Source organism: Phyllobacterium sp. 0TCS1.6A, from assembly GCF_026420825.1.
In the GTDB taxonomy this organism is placed as follows: domain Bacteria; phylum Pseudomonadota; class Alphaproteobacteria; order Rhizobiales; family Rhizobiaceae; genus Phyllobacterium.
Window position 1 is genome coordinate 507,893 of sequence record NZ_JAPMAB010000002.1, and the last position, 14,499, is coordinate 522,391.

10 protein-coding genes are annotated in these 14,499 nt (G+C 62.9%); 5 read left to right on the top strand and 5 right to left on the bottom strand.

Features of this window, described 5'->3' with window-relative positions; all coding sequences use genetic code 11:
- The first annotated feature begins 44 nt into the window (after nucleotides 1–44).
- From OSJ75_RS06690 to OSJ75_RS06710, 5 genes are read left to right on the top strand one after another with little or no spacing between them, the layout of a single operon-like run.
- Nucleotides 45–701, top strand: coding sequence for a phosphoribosylanthranilate isomerase (locus OSJ75_RS06690; protein WP_267227319.1), 657 nt, complete (start codon nucleotides 45–47; stop codon nucleotides 699–701).
- A 15-nt stretch (nucleotides 702–716) separates the two neighbouring features.
- On the top strand, nucleotides 717–1,967 hold the full coding sequence (gene trpB, locus OSJ75_RS06695; protein WP_267227320.1) for a tryptophan synthase subunit beta: 1,251 nt from the start codon (nucleotides 717–719) through the stop codon (nucleotides 1,965–1,967).
- A gap of 2 nt (nucleotides 1,968–1,969) precedes the next feature.
- The gene (gene trpA, locus OSJ75_RS06700) at nucleotides 1,970–2,809 is read left to right on the top strand and encodes a tryptophan synthase subunit alpha (RefSeq protein WP_267227321.1); all 840 of its coding nucleotides are present in this window, start codon (nucleotides 1,970–1,972) and stop codon (nucleotides 2,807–2,809) included.
- Between the two features lie 43 nt (nucleotides 2,810–2,852).
- Nucleotides 2,853–3,767 (top strand): acetyl-CoA carboxylase, carboxyltransferase subunit beta, encoded by a 915-nt coding sequence (gene accD / locus OSJ75_RS06705; protein ID WP_250016192.1) that lies wholly within the window; start codon nucleotides 2,853–2,855, stop codon nucleotides 3,765–3,767.
- On the top strand, nucleotides 3,767–5,095 hold the full coding sequence (locus tag OSJ75_RS06710) for a bifunctional folylpolyglutamate synthase/dihydrofolate synthase (RefSeq protein WP_267227322.1): 1,329 nt from the start codon (nucleotides 3,767–3,769) through the stop codon (nucleotides 5,093–5,095). Before accD ends, OSJ75_RS06710 begins: the two co-directional genes overlap by 1 nt.
- A 28-nt stretch (nucleotides 5,096–5,123) precedes the next feature.
- Here the strand turns inward: OSJ75_RS06710 and trxA are convergent, their stop codons facing one another.
- From trxA to tsaE, 5 genes are all read right to left on the bottom strand, one after another.
- Nucleotides 5,124–5,450 (bottom strand): thioredoxin, encoded by a 327-nt coding sequence (trxA, locus tag OSJ75_RS06715; RefSeq protein WP_250016187.1) that lies wholly within the window; start codon nucleotides 5,448–5,450, stop codon nucleotides 5,124–5,126.
- 177 nt (nucleotides 5,451–5,627) lie between these two features.
- Nucleotides 5,628–9,134 carry a double-strand break repair helicase AddA gene (gene addA / locus OSJ75_RS06720; RefSeq protein ID WP_267227323.1) on the bottom strand — a complete coding sequence of 1,169 codons (3,507 nt, stop codon included), beginning with the start codon at nucleotides 9,132–9,134 and terminating at the stop codon, nucleotides 5,628–5,630.
- Nucleotides 9,131–12,268 (bottom strand): double-strand break repair protein AddB, encoded by a 3,138-nt coding sequence (addB, locus tag OSJ75_RS06725; protein WP_267227325.1) that lies wholly within the window; start codon nucleotides 12,266–12,268, stop codon nucleotides 9,131–9,133. The genes addA and addB overlap by 4 nt, the downstream gene beginning before the upstream one ends.
- Complete coding sequence (locus OSJ75_RS06730) at nucleotides 12,261–12,986, bottom strand: nucleotidyltransferase family protein (RefSeq protein WP_267227326.1); 726 nt, start codon at nucleotides 12,984–12,986, stop codon at nucleotides 12,261–12,263. Before OSJ75_RS06730 ends, addB begins: the two co-directional genes overlap by 8 nt.
- Nucleotides 12,983–14,494, bottom strand: coding sequence for a tRNA (adenosine(37)-N6)-threonylcarbamoyltransferase complex ATPase subunit type 1 TsaE (gene tsaE, locus OSJ75_RS06735; RefSeq protein WP_267227327.1), 1,512 nt, complete (start codon nucleotides 14,492–14,494; stop codon nucleotides 12,983–12,985). Before tsaE ends, OSJ75_RS06730 begins: the two co-directional genes overlap by 4 nt.
- Between the last annotated feature and the right edge of the window lie 5 nt (nucleotides 14,495–14,499).

Here is a 14,499-nt window from a genome sequence, read left to right on the forward strand (position 1 = left end):
GCAAAATCCTCGACTTTGACGCATTTTCATGCGAGTTCCCGCTTATGGATCTGGATGTTAAAATCTGCGGACTGAAAACCAGCGAAGCGGTCGCCGCCGCTCTCGAAGGCGGTGCGAGCCATATCGGGTTTATCTTCTTCGCCAAAAGCCCGCGCAACATAGCTCCGGCAGAGGCCGGGCGGCTTCGGCTGGCGGCGGCGGGGAGGGCCAAAGCGGTGGCTGTCACCGTGGACGCAACCGACGCCGAGCTCGATGAGATTGTTGCCGCGCTGCAGCCCGACATGCTGCAATTGCATGGCCATGAGAGTGTCGAGCGCGTCAAGGAGATCAAGCGGCGTTATGGCCTGCCGGTCATCAAGGCGATGCCTTTGCGCGAACCGGCCGACCTTGCCGATGCTGGCGCCTATGCTGCTGTTGCGGATCGGCTGCTTTTCGATGCAAAACCCCCCAGGGGTTCCGAACTTCCAGGCGGCAATGGCATTTCTTTCGATTGGAAGTTGCTGAGCGCGCTTGACGGGTCCGTGGATTACATGCTTTCCGGTGGGATCAATGCCCGCAATGTTGGCGAGGCACTGGCATCCACACATGCACGCGGGGTGGACGTCTCTTCCGGTGTCGAATCTTCGGCCGGCGTGAAGGACGTAGGTCTGATAAGGGAATTTTTCCAGGCGGTTGCTGCTGCGCGCAGCGTTGGCGCCTGATCGAAGGAGCGAGTGGTGAACAAGGTGGCGCAACCCAATTCATTCAAGACAGGCCCGGACGAAGAGGGCATGTTCGGCATTTTTGGCGGGCGCTTCGTAGCCGAAACCCTGATGCCGCTCATCCTCGAGCTGCAACAGGCCTATGACGACGCGAAAAACGATCCGTCGTTCAAGGCAGAGTTGCAGAACCTGTCGCAACATTATGCCGGGCGCCCCTCCAAGCTCTATTACGCCGAAGGCCTGACCAGGCATGTTCGCCAGCTCGCAAGGGAGCAGGGTGGCAATGGCGGCGCGAAAATCTACTTCAAGCGCGAGGATCTCAACCATACCGGCAGCCACAAGATCAATAATTGCCTCGGGCAGATACTCCTGGCCAAGCGCATGGGCAAGACCCGCATCATCGCCGAGACCGGTGCGGGCCAGCATGGCGTTGCTTCCGCGACGGTCGCCGCACGGTTCGACCTTCCCTGCGTCGTCTATATGGGCGCGACCGATGTGGAGCGCCAGAAGCCCAACGTGTTCCGGATGAAGCTGCTCGGCGCCGAGGTCAAGGCGGTCTCGTCTGGCCACGGGACCCTGAAGGACGCGATGAACGAAGCCTTGCGCGACTGGGTTTCGAATGTCGACGATACCTATTATCTCATTGGCACCGCCGCCGGTCCGCACCCCTATCCGGAGTTGGTCCGCGACTTCCAGTCGGTCATCGGCGAAGAGGCGCGCCAGCAGATACTCGAGATGGAGGGCCGCCTGCCCGATACGATCGTCGCGGCGGTTGGCGGCGGCTCGAATGCCATCGGCCTGTTCCACCCGTTCCTCGACGACAAGGAAGTCGAGATCATCGGCATAGAAGCCGGTGGCCGCGGCCTCGACGGCGACGAGCATTGCGCCTCGATGAGCGCCGGCCGCCCCGGCGTGCTGCATGGAAACCGCACCTATCTCCTGCAGAACGCCGATGGCCAGATCCTCGACGGCCACTCGGTTTCCGCCGGCCTCGACTATCCCGGCGTCGGCCCCGAACATTCGTGGCTGCGGGATACGGGCCGTGTCTCCTACGTCCCGATAATGGACAATGAGGCGCTGGATGCCTTCACGCTGACCACGCGCACGGAGGGCATAATCCCGGCGCTGGAATCGGCCCATGCCATTGCGCATGCGGTGAAGATCGCGCCCGGCATGGACCAGGACAAGATCATGATCGTCAATCTTTCGGGCCGCGGCGACAAGGATGTGCATACGGTCGGCCAATTGCTTGGAATGGATATCTGATCATGGCGACACGCATCGACACCAAATTTGCCACGCTGAAGCGCGAAGGTCGCCCGGCTCTTGTCACCTATTTCATGGCAGGCGATCCCGACCTCGAGACTTCGCTGCGGATCATGAAGGCCCTGCCGGCTTCGGGTTCCGATATCATCGAGCTCGGCGTTCCCTTCTCCGACCCCATGGCCGATGGACCCGCGATCCAGGCGGCAGGCCTGCGCGCCCTCAAGGGCGGCATGTCGCTGACGAAGACGCTGGAACTCGCGGCGAGATTCAGGGCTGATGACGATACGACGCCGATCGTCATGATGGGTTACTACAATCCCATCTATATCTATGGCGTCGATCGCTTCCTGGAAGATGCCAGGCAATCGGGCATAGATGGTCTGATCATCGTCGATCTGCCGCCGGAAATGGATGAAGAGCTCTGTATTCCGGCCATCAAGGCAGGGATCAACTTCATCCGGCTGGCCACGCCGACGACGGACGAGAAGCGCCTGCCCAAGGTCCTGCAGAACACTTCCGGCTTCGTCTATTACGTCTCGATGACCGGCATCACCGGCTCCGCGCTGCCCGACACGTCGAAAGTTGCAGCGGCAGTCGATCGGATCAAGAGACATACCTCGCTTCCGGTCGTCGTCGGTTTCGGCGTCAAGACGGCCGAACAGGCGAAGATTATCGGAGCCAGCGCAGACGGCGTCGTTGTCGGGACAGCAATCGTCAATGCGGTGGCCAATACGATCAATCCGGACGGTTCCCTGGTTGCCGATCCTGCCGAGGCCGTGGCCACCATGGTCCAGGGTCTTTCCAGCGGGGTTCGCGCCGTTCGCCTTGCAGCGGCCGAATAGGCTTCTTAAATCAAATCAGGATCAGACGAGAACAGGAACGATCATGAACTGGATCACCAATTACGTCCGGCCGAAGATCAATTCGATGCTTGGCCGCCGTGAAATGCCGGAGAATCTCTGGATCAAGGACCCTGAATCCGGTGAAATGGTGTTTCATACGGATCTGGAGAAGAACCAGTGGGTGGTTCCGTCGTCTGGTTTTCACATGCGCATTCCGGCGAAGGATCGCCTCAAATTCTTCTTCGACGACGGCGTGTTCGAGACGCTCGAACAGCCCAAGGTGGCGACGGACCCGCTCAAATTCCGTGACGAGAAGCGTTATGTCGACCGGCTGAAGGAACATCGCTCCAAGACCGGCCAGGAAGATACGATCATCAATGCGCTGGGCACCATCGAGGGCCTGCCGATCGTCGTCACGATCCATGACTTCAATTTCATCGGCGGTTCGCTTGGCATGGCGGCCGGCGAAGCCATCATCAAGGGCTTCGAGACTGCCATCGCGGAGAAGCGCCCGCTGGTCCTGTTCGCGGCGTCCGGCGGCGCGCGCATGCAGGAAGGCATTCTTTCGCTGATGCAGCTGCCGCGAACCACTGTCGCGGTCGAGATGCTGAAGGAGGCCGGACTTCCCTATATCGTCGTTCTGACCAACCCGACGACGGGCGGCGTGACGGCGTCCTATGCGATGCTCGGCGACATCCATATTGCCGAACCCGGTGCACTCATCGGCTTTGCCGGACAACGCGTGATCGAGCAGACTGTGCGCGAAAAGTTGCCGGAAGGCTTCCAACGCGCGGAATATCTCAAGACGCATGGCATGGTTGATATGGTGGTGCCGCGCACAGAGCTGAAACCTACGATTGCACGATTGCTCAAGATGCTGATGGGCGAGCCTGCCACGGCAGTGGAAACGAGCGAGGCTGATTCCGCCCTTCCGGCTCCGGCCGAAGCTGCCGTTTGATGACATCCGAAGCCGAACGGGAAATCGAGCGGCTTCTGCAGCTGCATCCGAAGGGTTTCGACCTTTCGCTGGGACGCATTACGCGGCTGCTCGACAGTCTGGGCAATCCGCATCTTCGCCTGCCGCCGATCATCCATGTTGCCGGCACGAACGGCAAGGGATCGGCGGTGGCGTTCTCGCGCGCCTTGCTGGAGGCCGCGGGCTACGGCGTCCATGTCCATACGTCGCCGCATCTCGTTTCCTGGCATGAGCGCTACCGGATAGCGGCGCCTGGAGGAGGCAAGCTCGTCTCCGACGCCGTGCTCGCCGATGCCGTGCGGCGCGTGGCCGATGCCAATGCCGGTCAGCCGATAACCGTTTTCGAGATTTTGACAGCCGTGACCTTCGTCCTCTTCTCCGAGCATCCGGCCGACGCCGTGATCCTGGAAGTCGGGCTGGGCGGACGTTTCGACGCCACGAATGTCATTCCCCAGCCGGCGGCCAGCGTCATCATGCCGATCTCGCTCGATCACCAGCCCTATCTCGGCGACAGGGTCGAGCTGATCGCAGCCGAGAAGGCCGGGATCATCAAGCCGGGCTGTCCGGTCATCATCGGCGCGCAGGAACATGATGCCGCGCGCGACGTCCTCATCGAGACCGCCGAGCGGCGCGATTGCCCCTATTTCGTCTATGGCCAGGATTTCTTTGGCTTCGAAGAGCGTGGTCGGCTGATCTACCAGGACAATACCGGCCTGATGGACCTGCCATTGCCGAACCTTGTCGGCCGCTACCAGCTGGCGAATGCCGCGGCAGCGATACAGGCGGTGAAGGTGGCAGGCTTCGCCGTGCCCGAGGCAGCGATCGAGCGGGCGATGGCATCGGTTGACTGGCCCGCCCGGATGCAGCGCCTTTCCAAGGGCGCGCTCGTGGATGTTGCGGTAGAGGGCGCGGAGATATGGCTCGATGGCGGCCATAATCCCGGAGCCGGGCTCGCGGTCGCCGAGGCGGTCGCCACGCTGGAAGATCGCGTCCAGCGCCCGCTGTTTCTCATCACGGGCATGATCAACACCAAGGATCCGGTCGGCTACTTCAAGGCATTCACCGGCATGGCCCGGCATGTGTACACGGTGCCGATCCGTTCGAGCGATGCGGGCATACCGCATCAGGAACTGGCGCTCGCCGCGCAGGAAGCGGGACTTTCGGCCGAGCCGGTCCATTCCGTGGAAAACGCTCTCAAGATACTGGCCAGCAGCTGGAGCGACGAGGAGCCGGCACCCCGGATTCTGATTGGCGGCTCGCTTTATCTTGCCGGCGACGTCCTCAAGGACAATGGCACGCCGCCGCAATAAAAAACCCGGCTCGAGGCCGGGTTTTTCATCAGGCTGCTGAATTCTTGATCCAGTCGGACAATTTGCTCTTCGGAGCCGCGCCGACGAGGTTGGCGGCCAATTCGCCGTCCTTGAACAGCAGGAGCGTGGGGATCGAGCGTACGCCGAACTGGGCGGCAAGCTCGGGATTCTCGTCGATATTCACTTTGGCGATCGTCACCTTGCCATCCATCTCGGAAGCGATTTCCTCGAGTGCAGGGGCGATCATCTTGCAGGGACCGCACCATTCGGCCCAAAAATCGACGACCACAGGCTGGCTTGCTTGAATGACATCGGATTGGAAGTTGCTGGTGTCGATCTTTACGGTGCTGGCCATCGGGCTCATCCTTGTTGATGTGAACGTGTTGCGCATCATGTGGTGAGTCGGCGGGCTCCCGTCAAGCGCGGATTGGTCACGAATCGGTGCGCTTGCCGGCCCTGGCCGGTCACCGGGTGGGGTGGGGCTGCGCGACGTCCCTATTGATACACCGGTGCGGCATTGCGCGAAACTCAATCAAATTGCTTGGCTGATCCGCGCCATCGCCGCCTCCATCTCCTCGACGGGAATATCGATCAGCCTTGGCCCTTCGGTGAAGAGCAGCGCCGCTTCCACGGATTTGCCGGGGTAAAGCGGCTGCAGAAGGCGCCGATAGAGCGCCAGCTGGGCGATGTAGGCCGGCGGCACCTCACGAAGCTCGGAGGGGGCGGGGCGATTGGTCTTGTAATCGACGATCAGCGCACGATCGCCAGCGACGGCCAGCCGGTCGAGCACGCCCGAAACGGCATGTGCCTTGTCGCGGATGGTCAGGGTTCCCATGATAGCGATTTCGGCGCGGGAGCCGGGCGCAAATACCGCAGCGAACCGTGGATCGTCCATGACGGCGAACACCGATGTCAGCACCTGCTCGATCTCGGCGTCCGGCCAGTCGAAGGCGGCGCGGGCGAGATATCGCTGCGCCGCCGAAAGGCGCTCGCTCAGAGGCAGCCGTGGCAAGGTTTGAAGCAGCGCGTGCACCACGGTTCCGCGGCGAATGGCAAAGGAAGGATCTCGGCCTTCCGGTCCGAGGACGGGAGAACCGATATTCGCCGGCTCGGCCCTTTCCGGTTCGATCAGGATCGACACGCCGGATGGCGCAAGCGGACGGGGCAGCGCCGCCTCGCTGCGCATCGGCCTGCGATAGTCCGACGGTAGCCTGACGATAGGGGCAACGGGCGGTTCCGGCTCGATTGCAATGGTTGGGGCCAGCGGTGGAGAGGTGCGGTAGCGCTTCGCCGCCACTGTTTCCACGGGATGGGCCATCGGCTCGCTCAATTCGTTCAAGGCGGCATCGGCCAATGCGTGCCATGTATCCGGCGACTGGCGGGCGCCGCGATAGCCGCAGATGATCAGGCGGTCCTCCGCTCGCGTCATGCCGACATAGAGCAACCGCCTGTATTCCTCTTCCGAGCGGGTCTTGAGATGGTCGGTCAGGGCTTGCGTGAATCTGGTCGAATAGGTCTTGTTCGGGACGAAAAGGAAGCTCTTGCCGCTCCAGCCACCATGTTCCTTCAGGGGGAAGGCGAGGAGATTTGGCGTGCGCCCGCCCGCCGATGCCGCGCTGCCGGAATCCACCAGAAATACCACCGGCGCTTCCAGTCCCTTGGCGGCATGCACCGTCATGATGCGTACTTCATCGCGATTCTGGTCCAGTTCGCGCTTTATTTCCGGCGTCGCAGCCTCCAGCGTCTCCAGGAATGCCTGCAGCCCCGGCAGGCCGGTCTTTTCGGTCGTCAGCGCGTAGTTCTGGAATTCATCGATGACGTCGCCGGCCTCGTGGCCGAGCCGCGCCAGCAGGTCGCGCCGCGCACCGCCACGGCCGAGAATATCCGCGTAGAATTCAAAGACCGGCACCGTATCGGCGCGCCCGCGCCATTCCTGCAGGCGGGCAGCAACCGGCGCCAGCATCAAATCCTGTGCGGCTGTCTGCAACAGGCGGTCATAGAGCGATTCATCCGCGGCACGGCCATGGGCAAGCGCAAACAGCTGGTCGTCCGTCCATTTGAACAGCGGGCTCTTCAAGAGCGCCGCGAGCGAAAGGTCGTCCGAGGGCAGAAGCATGACCCTGCCGAGCGCCATCAGATCCTTGATGGCGATATGGTCGGTGAGTTTCAACCGGTCGGCACCTGCGACGGGCACATGCCGCTTCTTCAACTCGCGCGAGAGCGCGGGCATGAATTGATCGCGCTTGCGCACGAGCACCATCACGTCGCGCGCCTGCAAGCGGCGGTTCTTGCCTTCGATCGTTTCGTCATTGCGCAACCAGAATTCGATTGTGCGGGCGATCTGTTCCGCGAGGCGTATGGGCGGCGCGGGGAGGCTGTCCACCGGCGTGCGCCAATCATCCACTTCCGGCGTCGTTTCCGGCGTCAGCATGTCCCAGATCTGCACTTCGCCGGGATCATTGCTGCGGATAGCCGTATGGACCGTCGGACCGTGATCCTTGCCGAAGCCGCGATTGGCCTCGGGCCGGGCAAAGACGAGATCGACCGCCGAGAGCACTTCCGGCGCCGAACGGAACGAGAAGTTCAGGTTTACGCGGGCAAAGCTGAGCTCCGACTGCCGCGTCTTGCGCTCCGTAATCCGGCCGTGCTCGGCGAAATCCTCCGGGACGGCGCCCTGGAACGAGTAGATGGACTGTTTTTCGTCGCCGACCGCAAACAGCGTGCGCTTCGTCTCCCGGGCGGACATGCCGGTGAAGAACTCCTCGCTGAGCAGCCGTATCACGCTCCATTGATGCGGGCTCGTATCCTGCGCCTCGTCGACCAGGATATGGTCTATGCCCTTGTCGAGCTTGTACTGGACCCAGGCGCCGGCATCCTCCCGCGACAGCAGCGCCACGGTGCGGATGATGAGGTCGTCGAAATCCAGCAGCCCACGCAGCCGTTTCGACTGCTGGTACCGCGATATCAGATCGTCGACCAGCGACAAGGCGGCCAGCGTGACCTCGATGAGCCGCCACTGCCGCAGCCTGTCCAGCCCCTGATGTACGCGTTGCGCGGCCTGGTCATAGAGTTCGATGAAGTCGGGATAGAGGTCGGTAACCGCCTTGGCCGATATGTAGGACCCAGCCTTCGGTTCGCCGGTCGATTTGATGAAGGCCGCTGTCAGCGCCGCCTCCCGCTCGTCCAGCCCATCGCCGAATTTGGCGAAACGCAGGGTGAGGGCAAATTCCTGCGCCCGCGCCGCGCCCTTCGGTATGGACATCAGGCCGGCCAGCATGTCTTCGCCGAATTCCGGCACCGGCCAAAGACCTGAGAGGATACTGTGTTCGCTTTCCCCGGGCGCAAAGCCGAAATGCGACTGGTAGGCCTGCCGTCGCAACTCCCTGTCGCCGACACCGCCGATGAATTCCACCAGATCGTGACGCTTGGCGACCGCCTCGTCCAGCAATTCGTGCAGGCCGAACTCACCGGCAGCCTCCAGCACGGTTGCGAAATCGGCTGCGAGTTCGCTGTCATGGTTGAGGCGCGCTGCCTGGAGCACCTGCCTGCGCGCTTCGCCGATCAGCGCCATCTGCATCATGTCGTCCATGAGCTCGAAATGGCCGGCAATATTGGCTTCCAGCGGGAATTGATGGAGGATCGCCTCGCAAAAGGCGTGGATCGTCTGGATCTTCAGCCCGCCGGGGGTTTCCAGCGCCCGTGCGAACAGACGCCGCGCTTCGGCGATCCGGCGTCGGTCGGGCTCTCTGCCATCGATCGCGGCGATCGTCTGCGTCAGCGCTGCCTCGCTCATCGTCGCCCAATCCGACAGGCGCGCGAAAACGCGGTTCTGCATGACGGCAGCCGCGGCCTTCGTATAGGTCAGGCACAGGATCTTGGAGGGATCGGTGCCGTCGAGCAGCAGGCGTATGACCCGCTCCGTCAGAACATGGGTCTTGCCGGAGCCGGCATTGGCCGACACCCAGACGGAATCGCGCGGATCGGCTGCGCGGTTCTGGTCCCTGATGGTTTCCGGCGGTATGTCGAGACGCTTGCTCATTCGCCCTCACCGTTATCGTCGGCACCGCCGGCGGACCATTCGAGCACCCGCGCCAGATGGTCGTAGTCTCCCGTCAGGTCGCTTTCCTTGAAGGGCAACGCGCGCGAGAGATAGCCCTTGTGAGGATCGCGATAGGCCGTCAGCAATTCCGTCAGCCGCAGCCAGGCGAGGGCTGCGAGTTCCGGCGCCGGTTTCTCGCTGGCCTTGCCGCCCGATCCGATCCTGAGAACCGATTCCGGCTCGACGCGTCCGCTTGGGCGCAGGCGGACATAGAGCAGTTCCGAGGCATTGCGCTGGCCGAGCTCCTTGAAGGCGCCGCGCGCCAGCAGTGCCGCCTCGAGTGCCAGCTGCGGCGAAAGCAGGACATGGGCCTGGCGCCGCGAGGGCGTGGACCCGGTCTTGTAGTCGATGATCTCGACCGTTCCGTCGCGAAGCAGGTCGAGGCGGTCGGCGCGCCCCGAAAGCGTGACGCCGGTTCCTTCGATGGCTATCTTGCCCGAGGATACCTCCGCATGGCGCTGCGCCACGAGGCCGGCGCGATCGCGCTCCCATTGGAGAAATTGCGGCACGAGCATCTGGAAGCGCGGCCACCACACCGCGTCGATTTCCTCCGGCAGCGCAAGTGCATCGAAGTAGCGCCGGCCGATCTGCAGCAATTCGGCCGCCGCATCCGGTCGGGCGGGATCGATCCCGGACTGGGTGAAGCTGGCGAGAACGTCATGGAACAGCGAGCCGCGCTCGGCCGCATCCGGATCGCGGATCAAGGGGTCGATCGGCCGAAGCCGCAGGACCCGCTTGGCGAAGATCGCATAGGGGTCGCGCCGTAGCGTTTCGATCTCCGTGACGGAAAAATGCGTCGGCCGTGCCTCCAGCGGCGGCTTCGGTTCCGGCCGTTTGACGAAATCCTCGTCGGGCGCATGGTCGAATTCACGTGCCCAGTCGAGATATGTCGCACCGCGCCCGCGCAGCGCGTCGGCTGCCTTCTTGCCGAGCACCGTTTCGAGGCGTTGCAGCCAGCGCGACGGAACGGTTGGCGAATTGGCGGCACGCTGCGCGCGCGTCAGGATGACCCGGTCCATGCCCAGCGCCATCTGGAAGTCGTGCGCGGCGAGGCCGGTACGCCGTTCCGGCGGCTCCAGGCTGATGATCGATTTCATGGGCCGCGACATGAAGGGATCGTTGCGGGTCTTGCCTGGCCATGTGCCTTCGTTGAGACCGCCGATGATGACCGTATCCACGGTCTGCAACCGCGCCTCAAGTGCGCCCCAGATGAAGAGGCGCGGATGCGCACCGGCCCGGGGCTTGACGACTTCGCCCGCAAGGAGGGCTTCCATCATGGCCGGAAATTCGGCGGGCTGGGCATCGAGGCCGGATTCCGCCGAAACGAGGTTGCGCAGGAACGAGGCGAACTGCTCGCCATTCGTGCCCGCATAGAGCGTGGCGACGTTCCGGGTCTCGTCCGAAGCGAGGCTTTCGAGGCTCGTTACCGTGGCGCGCATGAAATCCGAGAGGTCCAGCGATCCTTCCGCCCCGGCAATGGCGACGAGCGGCGCCAGGCATTGGCTGAGGGCGCGGCATGCCTCCCGGGCGGCTTCGACGTGGTCTGCCGTGATCTGCTTCAGCCAGAAAGGCTCGAAGACAGCCTGGCCGGATGCGGCCAGCCTCTCATCGAAGAAGGTCGCGAGATCGGAAAGCGTCACGCGGCCCGTCCCGCCGCGCAGGGCGATGAGCTCGATCGTCTGGGTGGCGCTGGCGACATCGGCGCGCGACAGGCCGAGCCGCGTCAGCGGGTGCTTGAGGAGTGCCAGCAGGCCCACGGGATCGCCGGGCGTGAAAACACAGTCCAGCACCAGCCGCATCAGTGTCGCCGGCGGCGTTTCCCGCAGCGCCCGGCCGCCGGAATCATCGGCCGAAATGTTGAAACGCGCCAGTTCGGCCGATACGCGCCGTGCAAGGTCGCGATCGGCCGTCACCAATGCGGCGGTCCGCCCCGGTTCCTCGATCGCATGGCGCAAGGCAAGGGCGACCGCCATGGCCTCTTCGCGCTCATTGGCGGCCTCGACGAGACTGATCCCGGATGTGGCAGGATCGATATCGTCGCCGCGTGCCAGCTCCGCCCATTTCTCCGTCGTGTCTGCCGGCCGCATGGCCTCGGCCATCAGCATTTCCCGCCGCCGCTTCGGCGCCGCTACCTCTCCGAGGACCATGACGTCGCGCCTGAGCACGCCGAGTTCTTTGAGGAGCTTGTGCAATCCGAATTGCGGATGGCCGAAGATGGAAGGCTCGCTGCCGGGGTTTGCGAGCAGGTCCCAGCTAGGATCATCCATGTCCCGGTCGAGGCCGGGCAGAACGACCGCCCCCTGCGGCAAGGAGGCAATGACGGCGAGAAGCTTGGCTGTTGCGGGTATCGAACCCGTCGATCCGGCCGCGATGACCGGTCCGCCCGATTGATTGCGCAGCAGCCGCTCCGCCTCGAGCTCGATCAGCCTGTTGCGGTGAGCCGCCGGATTGGACCTTCGCCGCTCCGCCAGTATATCCGGCCACAAGGACGTGACGATATTGAGAAAGTCGAGCGTCACCTGCCACCAATTGGGCAACTCCGCCGCAGCTATGTTGCCGAGGCTGGCCCAGTCGGTTCCTTCCGTTTCCACCTGGTCCATGAGGTTGGCCAGGTCCCGCGCCAGCCAGAGCGCATCCGCCGTGGTAGCTGGGATAGCGATTTCCTCATTGCCGAACAATGCGCGCACATGGTCCGGCAACCTCTCGCGCCAGGGGCGAACCAGCCTTGCCAGGAGAAGCAGGCGCTCCACCCCTCCAATCGGCGGCAGAAGATCAAAAAGGGCATCCGAGCCGGTATCGAACATCGCGGCGTCTTCATCGACATCGCCAAGAGGGCGGATCGTCGGGAGAATTGCCGAATTTACCGGGCTCTTTTCGACGAGGAGAGAGCGCAGTGTTCGAGCGGCGCGCCGGGTTGGAACGTAGATGGTGGCATCGGCCAGCGCCATGGGATCATCCGGTGCCGCCGGGTAGGACGGCACAAGCATGCCGGTCCGCAGTGCCTCGACGAGGGTGGGAAGAAACGGCGTTCCCGGGCTGATCGAAAATATGCGCGCCGAGCGAGCGTCAGCCATGGGTGCCGTAGCGGGCCACTGCCTCTTCCGCCATGCCTATCGCATCGGGTGTTCCGACCGTGACCCATTGGCCGCGCATGGGCATGCCGAACAGTCGTCCGGTTGCTATGGCCTTGTCGAAATAGCGGTTCAGCGAAGCCTTGCCCTGGGGGGCGTCCGCGAAAACACGCGGGTGGACGATCGCAGCTCCGGCATAGATCCAGGGCGACGTTTCGCCAACATCGAGGCGGCGCAGTGTTCCGTCCGCGCCGATATGGAAGTCCCCGCGGCCGTCATAGCCGGTGGCATGGTCCTTCGTTGCGAGCATGAGGAGGATGTCCATCCGCTCATCATCCCATTCATTGGCCAGAAGAACAAGATTCGACTGGCCCTCATCCACCCAGAATGTATCGGAATTCAGCACGTAGAATGGGTCCGCGCCAATGTGGTCGAGGGCCTTGATGATGCCGCCGGCGGATTCTAGCAGTTCGCCCCGCTCGTCCGATATGGCAATCTCCGGCAGCCTCCGCTTTGCGAGGTGCCTCTCCAGCTGATCCGCCAGATGATGCACGTTGACAATCGCGCGTGATACCCCCGCGGCGCTCAGGGCATCGAGTCCCCAATCTATAAGTGGTTTGCCGGCTACATTAACCAGCGGCTTGGGTGTGGTATCGGTTATGGGTGCCAGTCGCTTGCCAAGGCCAGCTGCGAGGACCATGGCGGTTGAGGGTCTTTTCAAGCGGACTTCTCCATATCCAGTATGCCGGCGGATTCCAACCAGGCCTTGAGCGGTTGAAGCGCCGGATGTGCCATTGCCTCTTTCAAATAGGCTTGTATCCGTGGCAGATGGCGAAGATAGGCGGGCTTGCCGTCGCGCCGGTCGAGACGAACGAATATCCCCAGGATTTTGGCGTTCCGCTGTGCTGCCATGATGGCGACGGCCTCGAAGAAGGCCTCGGTATCGAATGAACCCTGAGCGGAGCGCTCCTCGACATAGGCGGCAAGCAGCGCCCGGCGCAGCTCTGGTGGGATCGTCACGCGCGCATCGAAGACCAGCGAGGCGACATCATACGCCGAAGGGCCGATCATGGCATCCTGGAAGTCGATCAAGCCAACGCGCCTTATGCCGCGTTCGCCTGGTTGCCAGAGAATATTGGGTGAGTGCACGTCCCGCAGGAGCAGGCTCGTTTCCGCAGTGATAAGCCGGTTAAATATATCATTCCATACGCCGCGATAATCCTCGATCATATGAGGCGGAAACGGCGCAGCGGAACGCCATGGCGCATACCATTCGCACAGGAGTTCGACTTCTATGAGCATGGCGTCGCGGTCGAATGGCGGAATATGATGCGTGACACCGGGTGCGACCGGTATGTCGTGCGGCCAGCTACGCTCATGCAAGCGGGCAAGTGCGCGTGCAGCCGCTTCGTAGCGCTCGGCAATAGGGTTGCCCGCGTCGTCGAGTATTCCCTCATTGCCGAGATCGCCAATCAGCAGCAGGCCTGCATCGAGATCGGAGGCGATGATAGGTGGCACGGTGAAACCCTGCGCAGCCAGCAATTTGTCGATGCCCGCAAAGGCATGCACCGACTGGGAGAGATGTGCGATCTGCATGTAGGTCTTGCCATCGCGAAGAACGGGTCCACCCGGATTATAGGGGGAGTTCATTAATATCAGCGGTTGTTGATCGGCGGGGTAGACCCTCTCATAGCTGCGGGCCGAAGCATCGCCCAGGAGATAGCGGCGCCTGGCCGAGGGACGATCATTGCGACGCAGGAAGTCCCGGATGGCGAAGGAACGTTCGAGCCGCGCCATGGCCGCCTCACTGCCGCCGATGACGGCTTCGCGGCCGGTGCCGCTGTCGCGCAGGACAATGGCGATATCCGCCTCGTCGAGGGCGTCGCCGGCATTCTCCGGCCATTCCACCAGCACGGCACCATTCTCGCGCAGTTCATCGAGGCCGAGTTCGTGAATCTCGTCGGCGAAGGCGATCCTGTAGAGGTCGACATGGCTTATCGGCAGCCGCAGTTCCGGATAGGATTGCACGATCGTGAAGGTCGGGCTTGGCACCTCGTGATCGTCATCATCGGCAATCGTGCGGATCAGGCCCCGCGCCAGTGTGGACTTTCCGGTGCCGAGATCGCCGGAGAGCGTAACCAGATCACCCTGGCGCAGTGCAAGGGCAATATCCTCGCCAAGACGTTCGGTATCTTCGCTATCGGCAAGATGAACGACCAGCATCGCCATGGTGT